At 67.1% G+C, this 24917-nt stretch carries 20 protein-coding genes; 3 read left to right on the top strand and 17 right to left on the bottom strand.

Features of this window, described 5'->3' with window-relative positions; translation table 11 throughout:
- Window positions 1-60: 60 nt before the first annotated feature.
- The 8 genes from Q0O97_RS04210 to Q0O97_RS04175 form a co-directional block, all read right to left on the bottom strand.
- Entirely contained in the window at window positions 61-960 is a 900-nt protein-coding gene (locus tag Q0O97_RS04210) for a glycosyltransferase (RefSeq protein ID WP_294925309.1), read from the bottom strand.
- A 249-nt stretch (window positions 961-1209) separates the two neighbouring features.
- Window positions 1210-2418: an AMP-binding protein gene (locus Q0O97_RS04205; RefSeq protein ID WP_294925306.1), complete on the bottom strand. Its 1209-nt coding sequence runs from the start codon at window positions 2416-2418 to the stop codon at window positions 1210-1212.
- 11 nt (window positions 2419-2429) lie between these two features.
- Window positions 2430-3218 (bottom strand): ABC transporter ATP-binding protein, encoded by a 789-nt coding sequence (locus Q0O97_RS04200; RefSeq protein ID WP_294925303.1) that lies wholly within the window; start codon window positions 3216-3218, stop codon window positions 2430-2432.
- Window positions 3219-3222: 4 nt separating this feature from the next.
- Window positions 3223-4464 carry an ABC transporter substrate-binding protein gene (locus tag Q0O97_RS04195; RefSeq protein ID WP_294925300.1) on the bottom strand — a complete coding sequence of 414 codons (1242 nt, stop codon included), beginning with the start codon at window positions 4462-4464 and terminating at the stop codon, window positions 3223-3225.
- Window positions 4465-4502: 38 nt separating this feature from the next.
- A complete protein-coding gene (locus Q0O97_RS04190; protein ID WP_294925297.1) occupies window positions 4503-5576 on the bottom strand; it encodes a branched-chain amino acid ABC transporter permease in 1074 nt (357 codons plus the stop codon).
- A gap of 3 nt (window positions 5577-5579) precedes the next feature.
- A complete protein-coding gene (locus tag Q0O97_RS04185; RefSeq protein WP_294925294.1) occupies window positions 5580-6458 on the bottom strand; it encodes a branched-chain amino acid ABC transporter permease in 879 nt (292 codons plus the stop codon).
- Window positions 6458-8404: an AMP-binding protein gene (locus tag Q0O97_RS04180; protein ID WP_294925291.1), complete on the bottom strand. Its 1947-nt coding sequence runs from the start codon at window positions 8402-8404 to the stop codon at window positions 6458-6460. The genes Q0O97_RS04185 and Q0O97_RS04180 overlap by 1 nt, the downstream gene beginning before the upstream one ends.
- Window positions 8394-9179, bottom strand: a complete 786-nt coding sequence (locus tag Q0O97_RS04175; protein WP_294925289.1) for an ABC transporter ATP-binding protein — start codon at window positions 9177-9179, stop codon at window positions 8394-8396. The genes Q0O97_RS04180 and Q0O97_RS04175 overlap by 11 nt, the downstream gene beginning before the upstream one ends.
- A gap of 183 nt (window positions 9180-9362) precedes the next feature.
- Between Q0O97_RS04175 and Q0O97_RS04170 the strand changes: the two genes are divergently transcribed.
- Both Q0O97_RS04170 and Q0O97_RS04165 read left to right on the top strand, forming a co-directional pair.
- Complete coding sequence (locus tag Q0O97_RS04170) at window positions 9363-10268, top strand: LysR family transcriptional regulator (protein WP_294925287.1); 906 nt, start codon at window positions 9363-9365, stop codon at window positions 10266-10268.
- 94 nt (window positions 10269-10362) lie between these two features.
- Window positions 10363-11607: a glycerate kinase gene (locus tag Q0O97_RS04165; RefSeq protein ID WP_294925285.1), complete on the top strand. Its 1245-nt coding sequence runs from the start codon at window positions 10363-10365 to the stop codon at window positions 11605-11607.
- Here the strand turns inward: Q0O97_RS04165 and Q0O97_RS04160 are convergent.
- The 4 genes from Q0O97_RS04160 to Q0O97_RS04145 form a co-directional block, all read right to left on the bottom strand.
- Window positions 11604-11789, bottom strand: coding sequence for a hypothetical protein (locus Q0O97_RS04160; RefSeq protein WP_294925282.1), 186 nt, complete (start codon window positions 11787-11789; stop codon window positions 11604-11606). The two genes, Q0O97_RS04165 and Q0O97_RS04160, sit on opposite strands and share 4 nt — an antisense overlap.
- A 36-nt stretch (window positions 11790-11825) precedes the next feature.
- Window positions 11826-12476: a GNAT family N-acetyltransferase gene (locus Q0O97_RS04155; RefSeq protein ID WP_294925278.1), complete on the bottom strand. Its 651-nt coding sequence runs from the start codon at window positions 12474-12476 to the stop codon at window positions 11826-11828.
- A gap of 350 nt (window positions 12477-12826) precedes the next feature.
- Window positions 12827-14581, bottom strand: a complete 1755-nt coding sequence (phaC, locus tag Q0O97_RS04150) for a class I poly(R)-hydroxyalkanoic acid synthase (protein ID WP_294925275.1) — start codon at window positions 14579-14581, stop codon at window positions 12827-12829.
- An 88-nt stretch (window positions 14582-14669) separates the two neighbouring features.
- The gene (locus Q0O97_RS04145; RefSeq protein ID WP_294925272.1) at window positions 14670-16307 is read right to left on the bottom strand and encodes an acyl-CoA synthetase; all 1638 of its coding nucleotides are present in this window, start codon (window positions 16305-16307) and stop codon (window positions 14670-14672) included.
- A gap of 278 nt (window positions 16308-16585) precedes the next feature.
- On the opposite strand from Q0O97_RS04145, the gene Q0O97_RS04140 reads away from it, so the two are divergent.
- On the top strand, window positions 16586-18184 hold the full coding sequence (locus Q0O97_RS04140) for a glucan biosynthesis protein D (protein WP_294925269.1): 1599 nt from the start codon (window positions 16586-16588) through the stop codon (window positions 18182-18184).
- Window positions 18185-18232: 48 nt separating this feature from the next.
- Here the strand turns inward: Q0O97_RS04140 and Q0O97_RS04135 are convergent, their stop codons facing one another.
- From Q0O97_RS04135 to Q0O97_RS04115, 5 genes are all read right to left on the bottom strand, one after another.
- Window positions 18233-19765 (bottom strand): tripartite tricarboxylate transporter permease, encoded by a 1533-nt coding sequence (locus tag Q0O97_RS04135; protein WP_294925266.1) that lies wholly within the window; start codon window positions 19763-19765, stop codon window positions 18233-18235.
- A gap of 10 nt (window positions 19766-19775) precedes the next feature.
- The gene (locus tag Q0O97_RS04130) at window positions 19776-20225 is read right to left on the bottom strand and encodes a tripartite tricarboxylate transporter TctB family protein (protein WP_294925263.1); all 450 of its coding nucleotides are present in this window, start codon (window positions 20223-20225) and stop codon (window positions 19776-19778) included.
- Between the two features lie 119 nt (window positions 20226-20344).
- Entirely contained in the window at window positions 20345-21319 is a 975-nt protein-coding gene (locus Q0O97_RS04125) for a tripartite tricarboxylate transporter substrate-binding protein (RefSeq protein WP_294925260.1), read from the bottom strand.
- A gap of 273 nt (window positions 21320-21592) precedes the next feature.
- Window positions 21593-22951 carry a sigma-54 dependent transcriptional regulator gene (locus Q0O97_RS04120; protein ID WP_294925257.1) on the bottom strand — a complete coding sequence of 453 codons (1359 nt, stop codon included), beginning with the start codon at window positions 22949-22951 and terminating at the stop codon, window positions 21593-21595.
- Window positions 22948-24822, bottom strand: a complete 1875-nt coding sequence (locus tag Q0O97_RS04115) for an ATP-binding protein (RefSeq protein ID WP_294925254.1) — start codon at window positions 24820-24822, stop codon at window positions 22948-22950. Before Q0O97_RS04115 ends, Q0O97_RS04120 begins: the two co-directional genes overlap by 4 nt.
- Between the last annotated feature and the right edge of the window lie 95 nt (window positions 24823-24917).

Here is a 24917-nt window from a genome sequence, read left to right as displayed (position 1 = left end):
GCGGTTGGCCGGCTGTTTTTGCCCATGCGCGCCGCGCCGGGGCCTTTGGCCCGCGGGGAATCAGCCCTGTCCGGTCTCGCGATCCGGGGCGGGATGGGGGCGGCCCAGCAATTCGGCGCAGATGCCACGATAGATCTGGCCTTGCAGGAACCAGAAGTTGCGCCGCGATTCATCCTGCGACCCGATGGCCTGCATGGCGGCGCAACCGCCCGCCCTCAGCGCCGCCCAGCCCAGCAGCCCGGCGCGCGACAGCCCGCGCTGCGCCTCCAGGACGCGGGCCTGACCGGCGCGATAGCTGCGCTCGGCCAGCCATTCGGGGCGCAGGCGGTGGGGGGTGACGGGGTCGGCGACCTCGGCCCCCCTGGCGATGGTCATGCGCGCGCCCATGCCGCTGATGCTGCGAAAGAAATCCGCGTCCTCGCCGCCCATGCGGCCCAGCGCGGGATCGAAGCGCCGCCCCTGCCAGGGCCTGCCCCGCCAGCGCAGCAACGCATTGCCCGCGCAACCGCAAGGCGGGCGCGTGCGCTTGTCATAGGGCAGGGAATGGGGCTGCAACTCGCGCATCCAGCGGGGCGCCTGCGGGGGGTAAAGCGCGCGGACCGGGCCGAATACGCAATCCGCCGCGCCGATCCGTGCCGCGCCCAGCATCCCCGCCAGCCAGCCCCTGGGCGCGATATGGCCCGCGCCGATGGTGGCGATCCAGTCGGCGTCCCCTGCCGCATCAAGGCAGGCGTTGCGCGCGATCGCGATATTGCCCGCCGGGGCGTGGATATAGTCCAGCGCGAAGGGCAAGGCATCGCCCGCGCGCAGGATGGCGGGGCGGGCGGCCTCGGTTTCGTCGTTATCGGCAACGATCAGGCGCAGCTCGGCCCCCCGCACCGCCTGATCGGCAAGCGAGGCGATGGTCTGCGCCAGCGCCGCCTTGCGATGGGTGCAAAGCAGGATGGCCACGCGCATCATGCGCCCGGTCCCGTGATCGACCCAGCCAACCCGCGCGCGCCACCCTGGTCATGTCCCGCCCATCCTGATCCGAACCGGCACATCGTCACCCCCGTTTCACGCGATCCCGCCTGCGATCATGCCGGAAAGGGCGGCGGGCGCAAAATGGCGGCGGCGGCAATTTGCCGCCCCTTCGGGCCGTTCATGGGCAGGGTCAGCAGATCGCCGCCGTCCCGGCGGGCGGGCGGACCCGGATCAGCCGAAATACGCCTATGCCGGGCGCAGGTCCGCGATGACCTTGCCGTCATTGGGCAGGCTGCCGGGGGCGACGACGCGGACGGAACCCTTCAGCCGAGTGATCTCGGCCAGCCGGGCGGCCAGTTCGGCCTGGACCGAGCCGTCGTCATGTTCGGCCAGCAACTCCATCCGGTCCTGCTGGCCGTCGCGGCTGACTTCCAGCCGCAACCGGCCGCAGCCGGGAACGGCGCGGGCGACGGCGGCGATCTGTTCGGGGCGCACGAACATGCCCTTGACCTTGGCGGCCTGGTCGGCGCGGCCCATCCAGCCCTTGATCCGGCGGTTGGTGCGCCCGCCCGAGGCAGGCAGGATCGCCGACATGTCGCCCGTCGCAAAACGCAGCAGCGGATAGTCGGAGCTGAGGCGGGTCACGACGATCTCGCCCACCTCGCCCTCGGGCACGGGATCGCCGGTGCCGGGGCGCAGGATCTCGACGATGGTGTTTTCGCCCAGGACCATGCCCGGCCCGCCGTCCTCATGGGCGACGATGCCCAGGTCGGCGGTGCCATAGCATTGGCGCACCGCCACGCCACGGCCCGCAAGCTCGTCGCGCAGGCTTTCGGGCAGCGCCGCGCCCGTCACCATGCCCACCTGCAAGGACGAACGGTCGGCCCCCGTCTCATCCGCCTTGTCCAGCAGGATCTTCAGGAAATCCGGCACACCGACATAGACGCGCGGACGGTAATGGGCGATCGCCACAAGCTGGTCGGCGGTATTGCCGGGACCGGCGGGAATGACCGGGCAGCCGATCGCCTCGGCACCGCCTTCAAAGATGAAGGCGGCGGGCGTCAGGTGATAGGAAAACGTGTTCAGCACCACATCCCCCCGGCGCACGCCCGCCGCGTAAAGCGCGCGGGCCGAACCCCACCAGTCGGTCCCGCGCCCCTCGGGGTCGTAGATCGGGCCGGGCGAGATGAACAGCCGCCGCAGCCCCGCCACCGGCCCGCCGTTCAGCCCGCCAAAGGGCGCGGATTCGGCCTGCATCCGGGTCAGGTCGGATTTGCGCAGCACCGGCAGGGCGGCCAGGTCGCGCAGGCTGGCCAGCGGCCCCGGCCCCAGCCGTTCGGCCCAATATGGCTGGTCGGCACGCATCCGCGCGATCTGCGCATTCAGCGCGTCAAGCTGCGCCGCTTCGCGGATGGCCGCCGGGCGGGTTTCGTCGGCGTCGAAGAATTCGCTCATGTAAAGCCCCCTCAGGCCAGCCAGCGCTTGCGGCGGCGGTAATGCTTGACGTTGCGGTAATCGACCTTGCCCGCCCCGCCAAGGTAGAAGTCCTGCACGTCCGGGTTGGCCTTCAGCACCTCGGCCGAGCCGGACATCACGATCTGGCCGTTCTCGATCAGATAGGCGCGGCTGACGATATCCAGCGTCGCCGCCGCGTTCTGCTCGACCAGCAGGACGGACAGGTGTTCGCGCGCGTTGATTTCCTGGATGATGCCGAAGATCTCCTGCACCAGCAGCGGCGACAGGCCCAGCGAGGGTTCGTCCAGCATGATCAGGCGCGGCTCGGTCATCAGCGCGCGGCCGATGGCCAGCATCTGCTGCTCGCCCCCCGACAGGTAGCCCGCCTTGGACTTGATCCGTTCCTTCAGGCGCGGGAAGTAGGTATAGACCTGGTCGCGCAATTCGTTGAAGCGTCCCGAATTGCCGCCGCGCCAGGCGGCAATCAGGTTTTCGTCGGGCGTCAGGTGGCCGAAGATGCGCCGCCCCTCCAGCACATGCACCAGCCCCGAGGCGACCCGTTCGGGCGCCCCGCGTCCCAGCAGCGACTGCCCGTCCCAGGTGACGTCGCCGCGCGTGACCAGCCCCCTCTCGGGGCCGAGCAGCCCCGAGATCGCCTTGAGCGTCGTCGACTTGCCCGCCCCGTTCGAGCCGAGAAGCGCGACCATTTCCCCCTTGCCGACCTCAAGCGAGACGCCCTTGATGGCGAGGAACACCTTGTCGTAGATCACCTCGACGTTTTCGAGCGTCAGCGCAGACATGGCGTCAGTTCCCCGAACCGTAATGGGCGGCGGATTCCTCGATCTCGGCGCGCACGATCTCGGGGAATGCGGCATGCCAGTCGGACACCGGCACCCAGGCCGAGCCGTCCCATTGCGAGACGCGGCCCGCGCCGCCGCCCTGGTGATCCTGCTCGCTGAAGGTGACGGCGGGCATCAGCCCCTCGGCGTCATAGTCCGCGACCCTTTCGAAACCGGCTTTCAGCGTCTCGCCGGTCAGGGGGCCGCCGTCCTCCAGCGCAAGCCGTGCCGCCTCGACCGAGATCGCCATCGTGGCCACGCCCAGGTTGTAATAGCTGGTGCCGACATTGGCGGCATCGCCCGCGCCCTTGCCCGGTTCGATCACCTTTTCCTGGATGCGCTGGATGATCGGGTGATCGGTGCCCGAGGCGCTCGCCTCGAACCGCTTCACGCCGGTCATCTGCGGACCGACATTGGCCGCGTCGGTTTCGGCCAGCCAGATCACGGAATAGATCTGCTCGGGCGCGATGCCGTTCTGGATCGCGGTGCGCACGGAAACGGCCTGGCCGCCGCCCGCGCCCCAGATCAGGACGTGATCGGGCCGATAGCGGCGCACCTCGGACCACGCCGCCGACTGTTCGTTGCCGGGGCTGGCATAGGGAAAGGCGCGGTATTCGAAACCTTCCTGACCGGCCAGTTCATCCAGGATCGGCAGGGGTTCGCGCCCAAAGGGGCTGTCGATATGGACGATGGCGATCTTCTTGCCGTCCAGCCCGCCGTCATGCTGCTTGATATGGTCGATCAGGTTCGCGGCCTGCGCCCAATAGGTGGCCATTGCCGGGAAGATATAGGGAAAGACCGTCCCGTCGGATGCGTCGCCGCGGCCATGCGCGGGCGTGATGACCACGCGCTGGTCGGCATTGGCCTGATCCAGGATCGCGGCGGAAACCGGGGTGGACAGGAAGTCGAACAGGATCGCGCCTTCCTCTTTCGCGCGGTTGTAGGCCTCGATCCCGCGCTGCGGCTGGTTGCCGGTGTCGCGCACGATGGCGGTGAAGGTATGGCCCTCGACGCCGCCTTCCTCGTTGATCAGGGTCAGGTAGTCGCGCTGGCCCTGGTTGTATTCGCCGGTCACGAAGGTATAGACCGCCGTGAAGTCCTGAAGCAGGCCGAACTTGATCTCTTCCGCCTGCATCGGCGCGGCCAGCCCGAACGAGGCCCCCGCCGCCAGCACCGCCGACAGCGCGGTCTTGCGTATCCGGTTCATGTGTTGTCCTCCCATTGTTGCGTTCCTCCCCTCAAAGGTCAGCTTTTGGCGTGGCGGAAAGGCCAGACCAGGAAATATTTGCGGATGTTGTCGTAGATCTTGGCAAGGCCAAGCGGCTCGAACAGCAGGAAACCGATGATCATGGCGCCGTAGATGATCAGCGGCAGGTGCGACAGGAAGTTCTGGCTGACCGGGATCCAGCCCGCGCCCGCCATCCCGGCGATGAAGTTGGTCAGGAAGATCGGCGCCAGCAGCACGAAGCCCGCGCCCAGGTAGGACCCGATGACCGACCCCAGCCCGCCGACCAGCACCATCGCCACAAGCTGGATCGACACGTCGAAGCCGAACTGCTCGGGCGTCACCGCGCGATAGTAGCAATAGGCCAGGATCGCCCCCGTCACGCCCCCCATGAAGGATGAGGTGAAGAAGGCCATCATCTTGGTGCGGAACGGATCGACCCCGATCACCGCGGCGGCGAAATCCTTGTCGCGGATCGCCACCAGCGCGCGGCCAAAGCTGGTGCGCTTGACGTTCAGGAAGAACAGCGTCAGCAACACCGCCCAGCCAAGCGCCAGCCAGTAGCGCGAGGCAAGGCTGCTGACATCCACGAACAGGAAGCTGACGGCAGGCGTGCGCAACGTCGCATGGGCGCCGCCGGAAATGGCGGGCACGTTCACCACGACCCAATCGACCAGATATTGCATCGCCAGCGTGGCCATGACCAGATACAGCCCCTTGACCCGCAGGGCGGCGGCGCCGAAGACCGTGCCGATGCCGGCGGCGATCAGCCCCGACAGGATCAGCGCGATCTCGAACGGGACGCCGAAGCGGACGAGGTGGATCGAGGAATAGGCCCCGATCGCCATCACCGCCGCAAAGCCGAAATGCAACTGCCCGGCCATACCCATCAGCAGCGTCAGCGACAGGGCCGCCGCCGACCAGATCACCCAGGGCAGGACATAGCTGCCCAGGTACAGCGGCGAGACGAGGAACGGCGCGGCCACGGCCAGCACGAGGACCGCGATCACCTGCCAGCGGTCCGCCGGGATCTTCCACAGCTTGCGGTCCGATTCGTAGGTCGTGTGATAGGTGCCCGAGAGACGGTAGAACATGGGTCAGATCCTCTCGATGTCTTCGCGGCCGAAGATGCCGTATGGGCGGACCATGATGGTCAGCAGGATGATGAGCGAGGTCACCACGTCGCGCGTGCCGCCCCCGACATAGCTGTCCAGATAGCCGGGAATGACCGACCCCAGCACGCCGACCAGGATGCCGCCGACCAGCACGCCGGGGATCGAGTCGATGCCGCCCAGGATGACCACCGCGACCGCCGGGAACAGCAGCATCGACAGCGTCCAGTCCACCCCCTGCGCCGAACCCCACAGCACCCCCGCGACCACCGCCGTCACCCCGGCAAGGCCCCACGAGATGCCGATGGCGCGCTCGACCGAGATGCCGACGGCCCAGCTTGACACGTGGTCGTCGGATACCGCGCGCAGCTTGGTCCCGATCCGCGTGCGGAAGAACAGCAGCGAGGCCCCCACCAGCAGAAGCGCGATGGTGCCGCCGACCAGATAGGTGCGGTTGATGAAGACATCGCCCAGGATCACCGGCGCAAAGCCGATCCCCAGATCCAGCGAGCGTGGCGTCGATCCCAGCAGCCCCGGCACCAGCCCGCGCAGCAGGATCTCCAGCCCCAGCGTCAGCATGACGACCATGATGACCGGCTGGCCGACCATGCGGCGCAAGAGCAGCCGCTCGACCACCAGCCCGAATGCGAACATGACCGCCATGCCCGCCGGAATCGCGATCCACAGCGGCACGCCGGACGAAACCATGATCCACACGACATAGGCCGCCGTCATCACCACCGCGCCCTGCGCGAGGTTCGGCACGCCCGCCGATTTGTAGATCAGCACGAAACCCAGCGCGGCCAGCGAATACATCAGCCCGGTCAGCGCGCCGTTTATCAGCAGTTCGAGGAAATAGGCCATCAGCGCGCCTCCTTCACGTCAGCCAGCCGCAGCAGGCGGTCAAGCGATCCGGTCTGCCCGTTTTCATAGGTGATCTGCGCCTTGAAATCGATCTGGCTGTCGCCTGCATTCAGCGCCTCGATGATCGGGCCATAACGCTCGTCGATGACATTGCGTTTCAGCTTGCGGGTCCGCGTCACCTCGCCGTCGTCGGGGTCGAATTCCTTGTGCAGGTTGACGAAACGCGCCACCGACAGGCCATGCGGCAGATGGGCGTTCACATCGGCGATCTCGCGTTCGATCAGGCCATAGACCGGGGCGGCCTGCGACAGTTCGGCATAGGACGTATAGGCCACGCCGGTTTCCTGCGCCCATTGGCCGACCGCCTGAAAGTCGATGCAGACGATGGCGGTCAGGATCTCGCGCCCCTTTCCGATCACGGCGGCGTCCTTGATATAGGGGCTGAACTTCAGCCGGTTCTCGATATAGGTCGCGATGAAGCGGGTGCCGTCGGCCTTTTCGACCACCTCGGACACCCGGCCCAGCACGACAAGCTGCCCGTCGGGTTCGATCTGGCCCGCGTCGCCGGTGTGCAGCCAGCCGTCGACCAGCGTTTCGGCGGTCGATTTCGGATTCTGGAAATAGCCGTCGAAGATATTGTCGCCCTTCAGCAGGATCTCGCCATGTTCGTCGATCTGCATCTCGACGCCGGGGAAGGGGCGGCCCACGGTGGTCAGGGAGATATCCTCGGGCTTTTGTGCCACGGCCAGCGCGCAGTTTTCGGTCTGGCCGTAGAACTGGCGCAGGTTCAGGCCAAGGGCGCGGAACCACAGGAAAACGTCCTCGCCGATCGCCTCGCCCGCGGTATAGGCGCGCTCGACCCGCGCCAGTCCCAGCCGGTCGCGCAGAGGGCCGTAGACCAGCAATTCGCCCAGCCAGCGCCAGGGGCGCGCGCCGGGCTTGCCGTCCAGCCGGGCGCGCTCGGCCTCCATCGCCTTGGGCATGAAGAAATCGTAGAGTCGGCGTTTCAGCCCGCCCGTCTCGGCCATGCCGACCTGCACGCGCGTCAGCATCGCCGACCATGCGCGGGGGGATGCGAAATACAGCGTCGGCGCGATCTCGCGCAGGTCGTGCATCGCGGTTTCCTGATCCTCGGGGATGTTGACGTTGAAGCGCAGCTCAAGCCCGGCGCCGATGGAAAAGATGAAATCGCCCACCCATGCCATCGGCAGATAGGCCATATGGGTCTCGCCCTGCCGGAAGTACCCGGCGGCGGCGGCGTTGCGCACGCCCGACAGCACATGGCCGTGTTTCAGCGGGATGCCCTTGGGCGCGCCGGTCGTGCCCGAGGAATGCATCAGCACCGCCACGTCATGGACCGAAGCGCGCGCGACCAGATCGCCCGCCAGTCCCGGCTCGGCCTTGATCCGCGCCGCGCCCTGCGCGCGGATGTCGTCGAAGCCCTGCACGCCGTCCGGCTCGCGCCCCTGCAACCCGCGCGGGTCGTCGTAGACGATCAGCGACAGGCCGGCGTGACGCTCGCGCGCCTCCATCAGCTTGTCGACCTGCTCCTGGTCCTCGGCGATGGCGGTGCGGATATTCTCGCGCACCATCTGCGCGGCCAGTTCGTCCGAAGGCGCGTCGGAATAGGCGGGCGAGGGGATCGCGCGCAAGGCGCAGATGCCCAGCATCGCCATGTAGAGGTTGGGGCGGTTGTCCCCGATCACCAGCACGATATCGCCCGGCCCGACGCCCTGCGCCTCAAGCCCGGCGGCGAATTCCGTCACCCCGGCCAGATAGTCGGCCCATGTGTATTCGTGCCAGATGCCCCGGTCGCGTTCGCGCAGGGCGATTTCGGCGGGATGCGCGGCGGCGTTGCGGGCAAGGACGGCCAGCAGGTGATCGTCGCGCTTCCAGTTCGGGTGCAGCGCCTCGGCCGCTGCCATGTCGAAGGGTTCATGCTGCATCGCGGGGCTTTCCGATATAGGCCTCGACCACCTGCGGGTCGGCGATGGTTTCGCGCGCGGGGCCTTGGGCGATTTCCTCGCCGTTGTTCAGGACCAGCACGCGGTCGCAGATGGCGGTGACGACATCCATGTGATGCTCGATGATCAGGACGGTCAGGCCAAGGGCTTCCTGCGCGTCCAGGATGAAGCGGACCATGTATTCCTTTTCTTCCTGGTTCATCCCGGCCATCGGCTCGTCCAGGACCAGCAGGCGCGGCTCGGCACATAGCGCGCGGGCCAGTTCGACGCGCTTTTGCAGGCCCAGCGGGATCACGTCGACATGTTCGTCGCGGGCAGGCGCCAGTTGCAGCAGGTCGATCACCTCTTCGACCTTGCGGCGGTGGGCGATTTCTTCCTTGCGCGCCCACCACGGATAGAAAAGCGAGGCCAGCGGGTTGGGCTTCATGAAGATGTGGCGGCCCATCAGGATGTTGTCCAGCACGCTCATCCCATGAAACAGCGCGACGTTCTGGAAGGTCCGCGCCACCCCCATCGAGGCGATGCGGTAAGGCTTCAACCCGTTGATCTGCTGGCCGTCCAGCGTGATGCGGCCTTCCTGCGGCGGATAGAAGCCGGTCACGGCATTGACCAGCGTGGTCTTGCCCGACCCGTTCGGCCCGACCAGCCCGAAGATCTCGCCCCGCCGGACGCGGGCGGTGACGCCCTTCAGCGCGATCACCCCGCCGAAGCGCCGCACGACCCGGTCGCAGACCAGGACATCGTCCTGCGCGCTCATGCCCGGCACCGATGTGAATTTTCCGACAGCGAAAGCGCCGCTTTCATGGTCTGCATAGGCTGCTCCTCCCAAAACAGTCTTGCCGACGGGGCCTTGGCGGCCCGCAGGTTGGAATCAGGCTAGCATTGCATTCCGTTTCCGGTAAACCGAAAAGAATGGCAAAGTTCTTTCAGGTTTCTTGAAATGCATCCCAATCTGGTGGACCACCTCATCGCTTTTTGCGCCGTCGTCGATCAGGGCAGCCTGACCGCCGCCGCGCGCGAGCTTCGCCGCCCGATTTCCTCGATCAGCTATTCGCTGGCCCAGCTTGAGGGACATTGCGGCTTTGCCCTGCTGGGCCGGGGCACGAATCGGTCGGAACTGACCGCGCAGGGTCGCGCTCTGCTGGCCGAGGCGCGCGCGGTGGTGGAACGGGCACGCGGCTTTTCCTCCCATGTGACGTCGCTGCGACGGGGGCAGGAAACGCGGCTGCGGTTGCTGGTGGACGTGCTGTTTCCGCGCGCCGACCTGGTCCGCGCGCTGGCCGAATTCTCGGCCCGGCATCCGCAGGCGCATATCCAGTTCTTCAATTCGTCGCTGGCGACGCTGTGGGACGACCTGCGGCAGGGCGACATCGACTTTGCCCTGACGCTGGCGGCGGCGATCCCGTCCGACATCTCGGCCCGCCACCTGGGCAGCGAGACGCTTGGCCCGGTCTGCGCCGCTACGCACCGCCTGACCCGCCTGCCCCAGCCCCTGCCGATGCGGGCCTTCGACCGCGAACGGCAGATCTATTACGTCGGCGCCCCCCAGACCGACATGGAGCGGGTGGGGCGGCTGTTTTCCACCGATGTCTGGTCGGTGAACGACGTCGAATCGATCAAGAGCATGGTGACCGCCGGGCTTGGCTGGTGCTTTTCCGCGACCCGCACCTTCGAGGCCGAGATCCGGCGCGGCGACGTCGTTCCCCTGACCTGCGAGGACATGCAGTTCCACCCCGTCCGCACCATCGTCGCCGCATGGCCCGCCCATCGCCGCCCCGGCCCGCTTGGCCGGGCGCTGGCCGATTGCATCGGGCAGGTCATGGGCGCGCCGATCGGCATGGCGTAACCCGCCGGGACGGCAGGCTGCTGACAAAGCGCGCGCGCCGCCCTATTGATCGAAGGAACGCAGCCGATTCGCCGGATATGAACGGGGTTCCAACTTGCCTGACAACGACCAGCCGCCCGCCCTTCTTCGCCGCCTGTTCGACCGCGCGGTCGAGGTCGCCGACCCCATGCGCAGCCTTGCGGGCTATCTGCCGCCGCGACCTGCGGGCCGCGTGACCGTCATCGGCGCGGGCAAGGCCAGCGCCCGCATGGCCGAGGCGGTCGAAGCCGAATGGGGTCCCTGCGAAGGGCTGGTCATCACCCGCTACGGCTACGCCCGCCCGACGCAAGCCATCCGCATCGTCGAGGCCGCCCATCCCGTCCCCGACCAGGCGGGCCGGCAGGCCACTGACGAGATGCTGGACCTGCTGGCGGGCCTTAGGCCGGAGGACTTCGTGCTGGCGCTGATCTCGGGCGGGGCCTCGGCGCTGCTGACGGCGCCCGCGGGCCGGGTGACGCTGGCCGAAAAGCAGGCGGTGAACCGGATGCTGCTGGCCTCGGGCGCGCCGATCGGGCAGATGAACGTGCTGCGAAAGCACCTCAGCCGGGTCAAGGGCGGGCAACTGGCGGCGGCGGCCCATCCGGCGCGGATGCTGGCGCTGCTGGTTTCCGACGTGCCGGGGGACGATCCGGCGCTGATCGGCTCGGGTCCGACGGTGGGCGACGACAGCACAGTGGCCGACGCCCTTGCCATCACGCGGCAATGGGGGCTGGAACTGCCTGCCTCGGTGCAAGACGCGCTGGCGGGCGAAAGCGGCGTCGTGCCCACCGCCGACCCGCGCCTGTCGCGGGTGGAAAACGTGATCTGCGCCGCGCCCTCGGCCTCGTTGCAGGCGGCGGCGGACATGGCGCGGGCAGCAGGCTACGAGGTCGAAATTCTTGGCGACGCCATCGAGGGCGAGGCCCGCGACATCGCCCGCGCCCATGCCGATCTGGCGCGGGCTGCCAAGGGGCCGTGCATCCTGCTGTCGGGGGGCGAATTGACGGTGACGCGGCAGGGCGACGGCACGGGCGGGCCGAATGCCGAATATGCGCTGGCGCTGGCCCTTGCGCTGGACGACGCGCCGGGCATCCACGCCATCGCCTGCGACACCGACGGCGTCGATGGGGCGGCCGAGGTCGCGGGCGCGCTGATCGGTCCCGACACGCTGCGCATCGCCCGCCAGCAGGGCGCCGATCCGCAGGCCGCGCTGGCGCGCAACGACGCGCATGGCTTCTTTGCGGCCATCGGCGGGCAGGTCGTCACCGGGCCGACCCTGACCAACGTGAACGACTTCCGCGCCATCCTGATCGAGGGCTAGCCGCCCCGGCCCCGCATCACGAACAGCGCGACGAACAGATAAATCGCCCCCGCGCCGAACAGCGCCGCCCAGAAGGTGGCGCCGTTGCGATATTCGACCCCCGCCCAGGCCAACGGCAGCAGGACGCAAAGCAGCCGCACCCAGAGCGGACGGAAAAACGGGTTGTCGGGATCCACAAGCATGATGCCAGCCATAACCGCCCTTGCGCGGAACGGCAATCAGGCGAAATGACGGCTGTTCAGCGGCTTGCTGCCCGGCGCCCGCCCCGAGCCGGAACCGGCCGCGGGTTTCTTCAGCCAGCCGCGCCTGCCCCCGCCGCTGCGCAGGGGCGTCCGGTCGGCAGGCGGCTCCAGGTCGATCACGCTTTCGACCACGCCGCCCGCGAATGTCGGTTTCGCCCCGACCGCGCGCGACAGCGCCCGCATCCGTTCGTTGCCCGGCACGAAATACATATGCGCGGTCTTCAGCCCGATCCGGCGGCCCGCCAGGACCAGCGCCGAGACCAGCACCCGGCCAAGCCCCGCTTTCTGGAAGCGATGCTCGACCGAGACCGAGATTTCGCCGTCGTCGCTGCCATCGGCCACCAGCAATTCGCCCACCCCGCGCAAGGTGCCGTCGATGAAGATGCCGAAGGCCAGCGCATGCTGCCAGTCCATCCGCCGCGAATAAAGCGCCACGGCATTGTCGCTCATCATGCTGTGAAAGCGCAGGCGGCGGTCCTGGGGTGACAGGCGCTTGAGGTGCCCGGCATGTTCCTTCGCGTCATATTCGGTCAGGCCGCGCAACTCGACGCGGGGGCCGTCCTCGGTGCGAAATACCAGCCCGCTCAGGGATCTGCGGAACAGGCTGTTCCGGCTGGTCACGAACATTGCGAAAACCCTTGTATTGAATCGGTGTCGCCACCGACAGTTCAGCAGCGTCGCTGCGATGCAGCAAAAATAGGTAGGCCGGGCTGCCGCGTCAATCGTGCCCCAGCGTCACGACACCGCGACGGGCCGGTCTCCGGGCAAGAACCGGGGCGGTGGCGCAGGATTGGGCATTATCCGGCAAATATTTGATAAACATTGAATAAAATGATGCAGAACCTCCCGGAACTGCCCGGAAAACCGGCCCCGGTCACGATCAGCCGAGGGCGCGCGGGCGCCCATGCTGCAACTGCATGATAACCATTCGCAAAACGCAAGGCCCGCCCGTTTTCAGGGGCAGGCCAGGGGCTGCGTCAGGGTGCGCGGACGTAGCTGCCGGGCGCGAATTCGATCGGTTTCAGCCTGCCCTTGACGGGATCGTAGGGTGCGACGCGGGTCTTGGGGCTGTGGCTTTCGATCCACTCGGCCCAATGCGGCCACCATGATCCTTCGCGATGCTCGGCGCCCGCCAGCCATTCCTGCGGGTCCTGCGGATAGTCGCCGCGCGTCCAATAGCCGTATTTGATCCGCTTGGCGGGCGGGTTGATGACCCCCGCGATATGGCCCGACCCGCCCAAGACGAAGGTCGTGTCCCCGCCCAGAAGGCCGGTCGTGGGATAGATCGAGGTCCAGGGCGCGATATGATCCTCGCGCGTGGCAAAGACGTAAAAGGGGATGTCGATCTTGCCGATGTCGATGGGCACGCCGTCCATCGACAGGTGGCCGGGCTTGCGCAACCCGTTCTCGATATAGATCTTTTCCAGATACCACAGCAGCATCGTCTTGGGCATCCGCGTGCTGTCGCTGTTCCAGAACAGCAGGTCGAAGGCGGGCGGCTTGCGCCCCATCAGGTAGTTCATGACGTGGAAGGACCAGATCAGGTCGTTTTCCCGGATCATCGAGAACATGTCCTGCAAATGGTGGTTTTCCAGATAGCCCTTGTCGGCCATGTGTTCGCGCAGGACCTGCAAGCGGTCGCGGTCGATGAAGACGCCGATCTCGCCGACATTGGTGAAATCGACCATCGTGGCCAGCGTGGTCGCGGTCTTGATGCGCCGGTCGCCCTTTGCCGCCAGCCATGCCAGCGTCGCCGTGACAAGGATGCCGCCGATGCAGAAGCCCAGGATGTCGAATTCTTCCTGCCCGGTCGATTCCGTGATCGCATCCAGCGCAGCGAGCGGGCCGAGGCGCATGTAGTCCTCGAAGCTCATCTCGGCATGTTTGCGGGTCGGGTTGACCCAGGAAATCAGAAAGACGCTGTGACCCTGCTCCAGCATGTAGCGCACCATGCTGTTGTCGGGGCGCATGTCGAAGATATAGTATTTGTTGATCCACGGCGGCACGAACAGCAGCGGGCGCTTGTGCTGCTTGGGCGTCAGCGGCGCGTAATGGATCAGTTGCATCAGATCGTTCTGGTAGATGACCTGCCCCGGCGTCGTCGCCAGGTCGCGCCCGACCTGGAAGGCGGCGGGGTCGTTGGTGGCGATGTCCAGCCTGCCCTGCCCGCGCTCGATATCGTCCAGCAGGTTTTCCAGCCCGTCCAGCAGGCTGGCGCCCTCGGTCTCGATATAGCGGTCGCGGGCGGCGGGGTTCAGCATCAGGAAATTGCTGGGCGACAGCGCGCTGAGGAACTGGCGCGTGTAGAAATCGACGCGCAACTGTTCCTTGGTCCCCTTGGGCAGAACGTCCAGCAGGCGCGCGGTCGCGGCCTCGACCGCCAGGTGGGCGTCGCGCAGCCCGCGATTGGCGGGGTTGTCGTTCCATTGCGGGTCGCGGAAACGGCGGTCCTTGACGCGGGCGCCCTCGCCCCCGCTCCATGCGTTCATCCAGGCCGAGGCGACGCCGTGCCACAGGTCTTGCTGATAGGCCAGCAGGTCCAGCGGGCGCTGCGCCAGCGCGGCCAGCGCATGGGCATAGGCGGTGCCCAGGCTGGAGGCATCGACGATCGAGAAATCCTGCCCCGTCGCCTTGGCCACCGCCGTCGCCTGTGCGCTGACGCCCAGTTGCTGCGCGCGCTGCATCAGCGACCAGAATCGGGTGATCTGCGTGGTGGCGGCTGTCGAAAGCATCTGGCTCCCCCCTTCGGCTGTTGCGACAGGTCCAGAAGATGACGGCTGGCCCGCGAAAGCAAGAAAAAGCCGCAGGCCGGGGGCTGCCCTATTCCTCGTCGCCCATTGAACGGGCCTGTTCACGCAGCAGGAATTTCTGCACCTTGCCGGTCGAGGTCTTGGGCAATTCGCTGAAAACCACCGTCTTGGGCACCTTGAAGCGCGCCATGTGTTCGCGGCAATAGTCGATCAACTGCGCGTCGGTCAGCTCCTGCCCCGGCTTCAGCGCGACGAAGGCGCAGGGGGTTTCGCCCCATTTGGGGTCCGGGCGGGCCACCACGGCGGCCTCGAGCACGGCGGGGTGGGAATACAGCACGTCCTCGACCTCGACCGAGGAAATGTTCTCGCCGCCCGAGATGATGATGTCCTTCGAGCGGTCCTTGATCTCGACATAACCGTCGGGATGCATGACCGCCAGGTCGCCCGAGGCGAACCAGCCGCCCCGGAACGCCTTTTCGCTGGCCGGGGGGTTCTTGACATAGCCCTTCATCACGTTGTTGCCGCGCATGAAGATCTCGCCGATGGTTTCGCCGTCGGCGGGCACGGGTTCCAGCGTGTCGGGATCGGCGACCATCAGCCCCTCCAGCGCAAGGTTCCTGACCCCCTGCCGCGCCTTCAGCCGCGCGCGGTCGCGGTCGGGCAGCCCGTCCCATTTCGCTTGCCACGCGCTGATGACCGAGGGACCGTAGGTCTCGGTCAACCCGTAGACATGGGTGACCTCGACCCCCATCGCCTCCATCGCGGCGATGACGGCGGCGGGGGGCGGCGCGCCCGCGGTCTGGACCTTGACCTGATGGTCGAAATCCTTGTGTTCGGCTGCCTGCACCATCATGTTCAGCACGATGGGCGCGCCGCAGAAATGGGTGACCTTCTCGGACCCGATCAACTGCCAGACCAGATCCGCCCTGACCGCGCGCAGGCAGACGCAGACCCCCGCATTCGCGGCGATTGTCCAGGGAAAACACCAGCCGTTGCAGTGAAACATCGGCAGCGTCCACAGATAGCGCGCATGGTGGGGCATCCCCCATGTCACGATATTCGAGGTCGCGTTCAGAAAGGCCCCGCGATGGTGATAGACCACGCCCTTGGGATCGCCCGTCGTCCCCGAGGTGTAGTTCAGGCTGATCGCGTCCCATTCGTCGCCCGGCAGCGACCATGCGAATTCGGGATCGCCCTCGGCCAGCAAGTCGTCGTAGGTCAGCGCGCCGATGCGCTGCCCGCCGGGGAACGAGGCGTCCTGAATATCCACCACCAGAAGGTCGGGCAGGCCGGCGATGGCGACGGCGCGGGCCACGGTCTGGGAAAACTCGGGATCGACCAGCAGGACCTTCGCCTCGGCGTGGCGCAGGATGAAGGCGATGGTTTCGGCGTCCAGCCGGGTGTTGATCGTGTTCAGCACCGCGCCCGACATGGGCACGCCGAAATGGGCTTCGAACATCTCGGGGATATTGGCCGCGACCACGGAAACCGTGTCGCCCCTGCCGATCCCGCGACCGGCCAGCGCGCTGGCAAGGCGGCGCGCGCGCCGCGCCGTTTCGGCCCAATCGCGGCGAATGTCGTTGTAGACCACGGCGGGCAGGTCCGGGTAGATCGCCGCCGTCCGTTCCAGAAAGGAAAGCGGAGACAGCGGAACATGGTTCGCCCGGTTCCTGTCCAGGTCGAGGTCATAGATATTGCGATCACTCATGAAGCTTTCTCCGCCCGTGCGTTTGCTTCCACGATATTACGCAGCCCGCGCGCGCAAGGAAAGGATATGGCGCGAGGGCCGGGGGGGGGGACCGGGGGCCGGGCCTTGCAGCCCGGACCGGCGGCATTTCGCCTTTGGGGGCGCTGCAAGGCGGCAAAGGACCGCGCCGCCGCTTGTGATCACAGGCGACCCTATGCCGATGCGCTCAACCCGGCTTGCATGTGGGGCCGCAGGGGGCATTGTGTGGGCCAAACGCCAGAAAGCAGGGCCAGCACCTTATGAACATGGGAAATCCGAACCGCCGCGCCATCCTGATGTCCGCCCTCGGCAGCGGGGCCTTTTTCCTCTTGCCGCGCATCTCGGTCGCGCAGGGGGCAGATACGACCGGCGAAACCACGCCCTTTTCCTACGACATCCTGACCGACATGGCGCGCGACCTGGCCACCCGCCCGTGGCAGGCGCCGGACATTCCCGACGCCGATGTGCTGGAACGGATCGATTACGACCAGCACAACCGCATCGCCTTTCGCAAGGAACACGGGCTTTGGCAGGGGCAGGAAGGCGCCTCGCCGGTGCATGCCTTCTTTCCGGGGCGCTATTTCAAGAACCCCGTCCGCCTGCACACCGTTCAGGACGGCCAGGCGGTCGAGTTGCCCTTTTCGCTGGACATGTTCGACATTCCGGGCGACAGCCCCGCGCAGGAACTGACCCAGACCACCGGATTCGCCGGTTTCCGCGTGCAGGACGGCAAGACGGAACAGGACTGGATGGCCTTTCTGGGCGCGTCCTATTGGCGCACCTCGGGCTATAGCGGGCAATTCGGGCTGTCGGTGCGCGGCCTTGCCATCGACACCGCCATCCCCGACGGACCCGAGGAATTCCCCAACTTCACCCATTTCTGGCTGGAACCGGGCGAGAACGGCGACATCACCGCCTATGCGCTGCTGGACAGCCCAAGCGCGACCGGGGCCTATCGCATCGCCTCTTTCCGCGACAACGGCGTGATCCAGAACGTCGCCGCCCGCATCTTCCTGCGCAAGGACGTGGAACGGCTTGGCGTCGCGCCGCTGACCTCGATGTTCTGGTTCGGCAAGAACACCCCCCATATCGCCCCCGACTGGCGCCCCGAGGTCCATGATTCCGACGGGCTGGAGATCGTCACCGGCAGCGGGGAGCAGATCTGGCGGCCGCTGAACAACCCGCCGCGCACGATGACCAACACGTTCTCGGCGCCCTCGGTCAAGGGGTTCGGGCTGATGCAGCGCGAACGCGACTTCGACCAGTATCAGGACGACGGCGTGTTCTACGAAAAGCGCGCCAGCCTGTGGGTCGAGCCGGGGCAGGATTGGGGCGAGGGCAGCGTGACCTTGGTCGAACTGCGCACCGATGACGAGATCCACGACAATATCGTGGCCTTCTGGCAACCGGGGGCGCCTGCGGCGGCGGGGACGGAATACGACCTGCAATATCGCCTGTCCTGGGTTCAGGACAGCCCGCTGCCCGCCACGACCGGCCATTTCATCGCCACGCGGATCGGCGCGGGCGGCGTGCCCGGCCAGCCGCGCCCCGCCGATACGGTCAAGCTGGTGTGCGATTTCCGCGCCGAAGGGGTCGAGGGATTGGGCCGCGAGGATGGCGTGGCCGTGAACGCCACCGCCTCGGCCGGGACGGTGCGCGACGGCGTGGCCTATCCGGTCGTGGGCACGGATTACTGGCGCGCGATGGCCGATCTTGATTTCGCGGGCCTGCCCGAGGACGACGACACCCCCATCGACCTGCGCCTGTTCGTCGAACATGGCGGCGCGGCGCTGACCGAGACGCTGCTCTTGCAACTGTTCCCCTCGCAACTGCGCGCGCTGCTGGACAGCACCCCCTGAGCGCAAACGGCCCGCGTCGATGCGCGGGCCGTGTTCGCCGGGCGCGGCCTAGCCGGTCCTGTTCAGCCGCTCAAGCTGTTCCTCAAGCTTCGAGCGCTTGCGTTCCTTCAGCGCGGACCAGATGCCCCAGACGAGCAGCAGCAGCGTGATCGCCATGACGGTCGCGCTGATGGGGCGGTCGATGAAGGTCATGAAATCCCCCCGCGACAGCAGCAGCGCGCGGCGGAAATGCTCCTCCATCAGCGGGCCGAGGACGAAACCCAGCAGCAGGGGCGCCGCAGGCCAGTCGAGGATCCGCATCAGATAGCCGAGGAAACCGAAGAAGACGACCAGCCAGACCTCGAAACTGGACATGTTGACCGAATAGGTGCCGATGCAGATGAACATCAGGACCGCCGGGAACAGCAGGTGATAGGGGATCATCAAGAGCCGCACCCAGACCCCGATCAGCGGCACGTTCAGCACGATCAGCAGCAGGTTGCCGATCCAGAAGGACATGATCAGCCCCCAGAACAGGCTGGGCTGGTCGTTGACCAGGCTCGGCCCCGGCGCGATGCCGTGGATCATCAGCGCGCCCAGCATCAGCGCCATCGTCGGGCTGCCGGGGATGCCCAGCGAAAGCGTCGGGATGAAACTGGTCTGGTCGGCCGAGTTGTTGGCCGATTCCGGCGCCATGATGCCCTCGATCGCGCCCTTGCCGAAGCGCTTGGGTTCCTTGGCCACGCGCTTTTCCATCGCATAGGCCATGAAGGCCGCGACCGATGGCCCGGTGCCGGGCAGGGTCCCGAAGAACGACCCGATCCCCGAGCCGCGCAGCATCGGGAAGATCGAGCGTTTCACATCGTCCTTCGAGGGCTTCATCGCCTTGAACTTGACCGATTCGGGGTCGATGTCGCCGATATGGACGTTGCGCACCGAGGCGATCACCTCGGAGACGCCGAAGATGCCCATGGCCAGCGCGATCAGGCTGATCTGGTCGGTCAGCTCCAGCGTGCCGAAGTTGAACCGCGGCGTGCCGGTATAGATGTCGGCGCCGACGCAGCCGAACATGATGCCCAAGACCACCATCGCCAGCCCCTTGAGCGCCGAGCCTTCGGAAATGGTCGAGGCCGCGACCAGCCCCATCACCATCAGCGCGAAATATTCGGCCGAGCCGAAGTTCAGCGCATAGCGCGCGATCACCGGCCCGAACAGCATCAGCAGCAGAATGCCGATCGACCCGCCGACGAAGGACGCCACCGTCGTCATCAGCAGCGCCACGCCGCCCCGCCCCTGCCGCGCCATCGGATAGCCGTCGAGGCAGGTCACCGCATTGGCCGGCGTGCCGGGAATGTTGAGCAGGATCGAGGCCGTGTTGCCGCCATAGCTGGTGCCATACCAGATGCCCGCCAGCATGATCAGCGCGGTCGTGGGTTCCAGGTAGAAGGTGATCGGGAACAGCATCGAGATCGCGGACAAGACCCCGATGCCCGGAATGACGCCGACCAGCGTGCCCAGGAAGACGCCCAGAAAGCAATAGAACAGGTTCGACCACGACAGCGCGGTTTCCAGACCCAGGGCGATATTGCCGAAGATATCCATCGCGCGCCCCTCAATACGGCCAGCGGAACATCGGCATGGGCAGGCCCAGACCGACGCGGAAGGTCAGCCACGCGATCAGGCACAGCGCGACGCACAGGATGGTCAGGCTGACCGGGCGCACCTTCATCTCGGCCAGCGAGGAAATGATGACGACCCCCAAAATCGCCGGGATCAACCCGAAGGGCCGCACCAGGATGGCAAAGGCGGCAACGCCCGCCAGCACGAAAAGCGGCGAGAAGATGCGGATATGGGGCCTTTCGCCGGGCCGGAAGAACGCGGGCGCGGCGATGGCCACCCCGAAACCCGCCAGGATGATCCCCAGCATCATCGGAAACATCCCCGGCGCCATCCGCCGGAACGTCCCCAACTCGTAATGCGTCGCGGAATACCACGCCACCCAGCCCCCGAAAACGACAAGCAGAAACCCGCCGAATATGTCCTTGTAGTCGCGTGAAAGCATGACCCCTCCCCGGATTGCCGAAACCCCGCAGCCCCCGCATCATGCGGCCAAGGCGGGGTAATGTCCCATGAAACGCGGACCGCGCCGCAGCATCGCGGCGCGGCCCCGGATGGCAGCGGTCAGTTGGCGTAGACGCCCGCGGCCTCGATCAGCGGACGCCACAGCTCGATTTCGGATTCGACCTTGGCCCGCAGCGCCTCGGGGGTCGCATCCTCCTGGGGCGAGGGCGCGGTGCCCAGATCGGCGAAACGCTCGGCCACGGTTTCATCCTGAAGCGCGACCTGAAGGGCGGCGGTCAGGCGCTCGACCACCTCATCGGGCGTGCCCGAGGGCGCATAGATGCCGTGCCAGATCGTGATTTCGAAGCCCGGCAGGCTGCTTTCGGCCGTGGTGGGCACGTCGGGCAGGCTGTCCAGGCGATCGGGGATGGTGACGGCGAAGGGCTTGATCGAGCCGTCGCGGATCTGGTTGGTGGTGTTCGTCGTCTGGTCGCAAAGGAAATCGACCTGCCCGCCCATCAGGTCGGTGATCGCCGGACCCGTGCCCTGATAGGGGATCGTGGTCATGGGCGTGTCGATCTCGGACATGAACAGCAGGCCGCACAGATGCGATGCCGCGCCGATCCCGGCATTGGCATACATGACGTTCTCGCCTTCCTCCTTGATCCAGGCGATGGCGTCTTCCAGCGTGTCCACCTCGAGGTCGTTGCGGCCGACGAAGACCATCGGCACCTCGGTCACCAGCCCGACATATTCAAAGTCGGTCAGCGGATCGAAGGGCAGTTCGCGGTAAAGCGTCGGCGCGGTGGACATGCCGATGTGATGCAGCAGCAGCGTGTAGCCGTCGGGATTGGCCTGCGCGACCCGCGCCGCGCCAAGGGTGCCGCCCGCGCCACCCACGTTTTCCACGACGACCTGCTGGCCCAGTTCGCGGCTCATGGCCTGTGCGACAAGGCGGGTGACGGTATCGGTCGGGCCGCCCGCCGCAAAGGGCACGACCATGTTGATCGGCTGGGTCGGATAGTCTTGCGCCATCGCCGGCGATACCCCCAGCCCAAGCGCGGCGGCGGTTGCAAGAAGCGTGGTCTTTTTCATGGTCTTCCTCCTCGTTGTTCGTGGTCGTTCGCGTCTTTGGCGAAGAATCCGGCGGGCGGTATCGCGGTGAACCGCCGCCCCCTTCCCTGGCAGCCGCGTTCGGACATGGTCCATCAACCCAAGAAGGCCCCCTCGCGCAACTGCGGCGAAGGGGTCCGCGACATGAAAAGCAACAAAACCCCCCGGTCATGGGTGGATTCGGTAACATCACGCGGGCTTGATGTGTCGTTTCATACCCAAACCGTCCCGACGGCGCCGCCGCAAGGGTGGATATCAACCCGGATCGCCGGTGCCGCCCTGAAAGCCGCGCCGGTCAAGCCCGTGTTTCTGCATCTTTTCGTAAAGCGACTTGCGCGACAGGCCCAGCGATTCATAGACCGGGCGCAGGCTGCCGCCATGCGCCGCCAGCGCATCCGAAATGATCTGCCGTTCATGGGCGGCCATCCGGTCGGCCAGGCGCTGCGGCGCGGGCGGGGCGTCCTGGCCGGCATCGAATTGCAGGCCCAGGCCCAACCCGTAGCGGTCGGCGGCGTTGCGCAATTCGCGCACGTTTCCCGGCCAGTCGCGCGCGGCGACGGCGGCGACGACCTGCTCGGGCACGGGGACATGCGGGCGCTGGTGGCGGGCGGCGGCCTCTCGCACCAGCTTGAGAAACAGCAGCGGCACATCCTCGCGCCGTTCGGACAGGGGCGGGATGTGCAGGGTCACGACGTTCAGGCGATAGAACAGATCCTCGCGAAAGGATGCGTCGGCCACGCTGTCGGCAAGGTCGGTCTTGCTGGTCGCGATGAAGCGGACGTCAAGCTGGTATTCCTCGTTCGAGCCAAGGCGCGAGACGGTGCGATCCTCGATCACCCGCAGCAGCTTGGCCTGCACGTCCAGCGGCATGGCGCCGATTTCGTCCAGCAGGATGGTGCCGCCCTGCGCCAGCTCGAACTTGCCGTAACGCGCGCGGATGGCACCGGGAAAGGCGCCGACCTCGTGGCCGAAAAGCTCGCTCTCGATCAGGTTGACGGGCAGGGCGGCGCAGTTGATCGCGACGAAGGGGCGGCTGGCGCGGGGGCTGAGGTCGTGCAGCGCGCGGGCGGTGACCTCCTTGCCGCTGCCGGTCGCGCCGATCAGCAGCACGTCGGCGCTGCTCGGTCCCACCGTCCGCAGGCGCGAGCGCAGTTCGATCATCGCGGCGGACCGCCCGATCAGGCGCTGTTCCAGATCGTCGCGATGCCCGGCAGCGGCGCGCAGCAGGCGGTTTTCCAGCACGAGCTGGCGGCGTTCCAGCGCGCGGCGGACGATCTCGGCCAGCCGGCTTGGCGCAAAGGGCTTTTCCATGAAGTCATAGGCGCCCTCGCGCATGGCGCGGACGGCAAGCTGCACCTCGCCGTGGCCGGTGATGAGGATGACGGGAATTTCGTGGTCGATCTCGTGGATGCGGGTCATCAGGGTCATGCCGTCCATGCCCGGCATGCGGATGTCGGCGATCACCACGCCGGGAAAGCCGAAGCTGACGAAATCCAGCGCGCGTTCGGCGCTGGACAGTTCGCGCACGCCAAGCCCCGCCAGGTCCAGCGCCTGCGAGATGGCGCGCCGCATCTGGTCGTCGTCGTCCACAAGCAGCACCTGATCCAGAGTCATGCCCGTCCCCCTTGCCGCCCCTCTGCCCCCCCGTCGCCCGGACCGTCGCCCGGATCGCCATCGGCGGCGGGCAGTTCGATCACGAATTCGGCGCCCCCGCCCTCGGCCTCGGCCACCCGCAACTCTCCGTCGAAATCCTTGATGATGTTATACGAGATCGACAGCCCCAGACCCAGACCCCGCCCGACGCCCTTGGTGGTGAAGAACGGATCGAAGATCCGCGCGGCGATGGCCTGCGGCACGCCGGGGCCGTTGTCGCGGATGATGATGAAGACGCGCGCGCCGTCCTGCCGGGCGGTCAGGGCGATGCGGGGGTCGGGCAGGCTCTCGACCGCGTCGGCGGCATTGGTCAGGATATTGACCAGCACCTGTTGCAGCCGCACCGTGCCCACGCGGACATGGATCGGATCGGGACCAAGGTCGGTCCGCAACTCTACCCGCGCCTCGCGCAGGCGGGCGGCGACGATGGGGCGAGTGTCGCGCAGCACCTCGGCCACGGTGACGGTTTGCAGCCGCGCGTTCGGCTTGCGGGCGAAATTGCGCAGGTGCCGCCCCAGTTCCGCCATCCGGTCGGCCAGCAGGGAAATGTCGGCGATATTGCCCCGCGCATCGTCGATGCGGCCCCGCTCCAGCAGGATCTCGGCGTTTTCGGCATAGGCGCGGACGGCGCCCAGGGGCTGATTGAACTCGTGGCTGAGCGCCGCCGACATCTGGCCAAGCGCGGCCAGCTTGCCCGCCTGCACCAGATCGGACTGGGTGCGGCGTAGCTGGCGCTCGGTCGCGCGGCGTTCGACCACCTCTTCGTTGAGACGGCGGTTGACCTCGGCCAGGTCGGCGGTGCGCTCGGAGACGCGGCGCTCCAGCATCTCTTGCGCGTCGCGCTGGACGGCCAGGCGTTCCTCCATCCGGCGGCGGCGCTGTTGCAGGCTGTGCCAGCCCAGCACGGCGACGCCCAGCAGCAAGAGCAACGCGGTAATGGCGACCAGCGCCTGAAACCGGGCCGGGCGGGTCTGCATCAGCACCTTCACGGTCCAGTCGGCTTCGGCCATGTTCTCGGTCACGGCCAGGTATTCGGTGCGCGCGCCGCCTTCCTCGACGGTCAGCATCAGGTGCCCGGTCGGGCCTTGCGCGCGGGTGACGGGCAGTTCGCGCAATTCGGTATCGGCATAGCGCCGGGTGGCGGCGCTGCGTTCCAGCCGCTCGGGCGTCAGGCGGTCGATGGCGGCATAGCGCCACTCGGGCCGGTCGGACATGAAGATGATGCCGTCGCGGTCGGTCACGAGGATACGGAAATCCGCCCCGTGCCAGGTCCGTTCGATCTGGTCCACATCGACCTTGAAGACCACGACGCCAAGGATCCGGTCCCCGACCCAAACCGGCGCGCCGAAATAATAGCCGCGCTTGAGCGAGGTGGTGCCAAGGGCGAAGAACCGCCCCTCGCGCCCCTCGGCGGCATCGTAGAAATAGGGGCGGTAGGCAAAGCTTTCGCCCACGAAGGACGCAGGCCCGTCATGGTTCGAGGCCGCGACCGTCAGCCCGTCGGGCAGCAGCACATAGATGTCGGACGAACCCAGCAGCGCGTTGATTTCCTTGAGCTGCGCATTCACCCCCGCGACCAGCGCCGGGTCGCCGGGGTCCTGGACCAGCGCGTGGATGGTGTCGTATTGCGCGATCAGCGCGGGCAGGGCGCGATAGCGCGCCAGTTCCCCGCGCAGGGCGGAAACGGCAAGGCCCAGCGTGTTCTGCCCCCGCTCGGCCAACTGGCTGAATTGCAGATGCGTCATGTAGCGCGCGGCGGGCACGGCCACGGCCAGCGCCAGGGCGGCCAGCACCCCGGCCACGATCAGATCGCGCCGCCCCGACAACAGCATTCCGCCTTTCGCCCCCCTGACCTACAGCGCCCGGCCCGGACGATAGCGCAGCCGGGCGGCGGTTTGCAATTTCCCCGGCACCGCGGTTTTTTTCG

The sequence above is a fragment of the uncultured Paracoccus sp. genome, assembly GCF_945915435.1.
Classification (GTDB): domain Bacteria; phylum Pseudomonadota; class Alphaproteobacteria; order Rhodobacterales; family Rhodobacteraceae; genus Paracoccus.
This window is presented reverse-complemented; position numbering and strand designations above follow the sequence as displayed.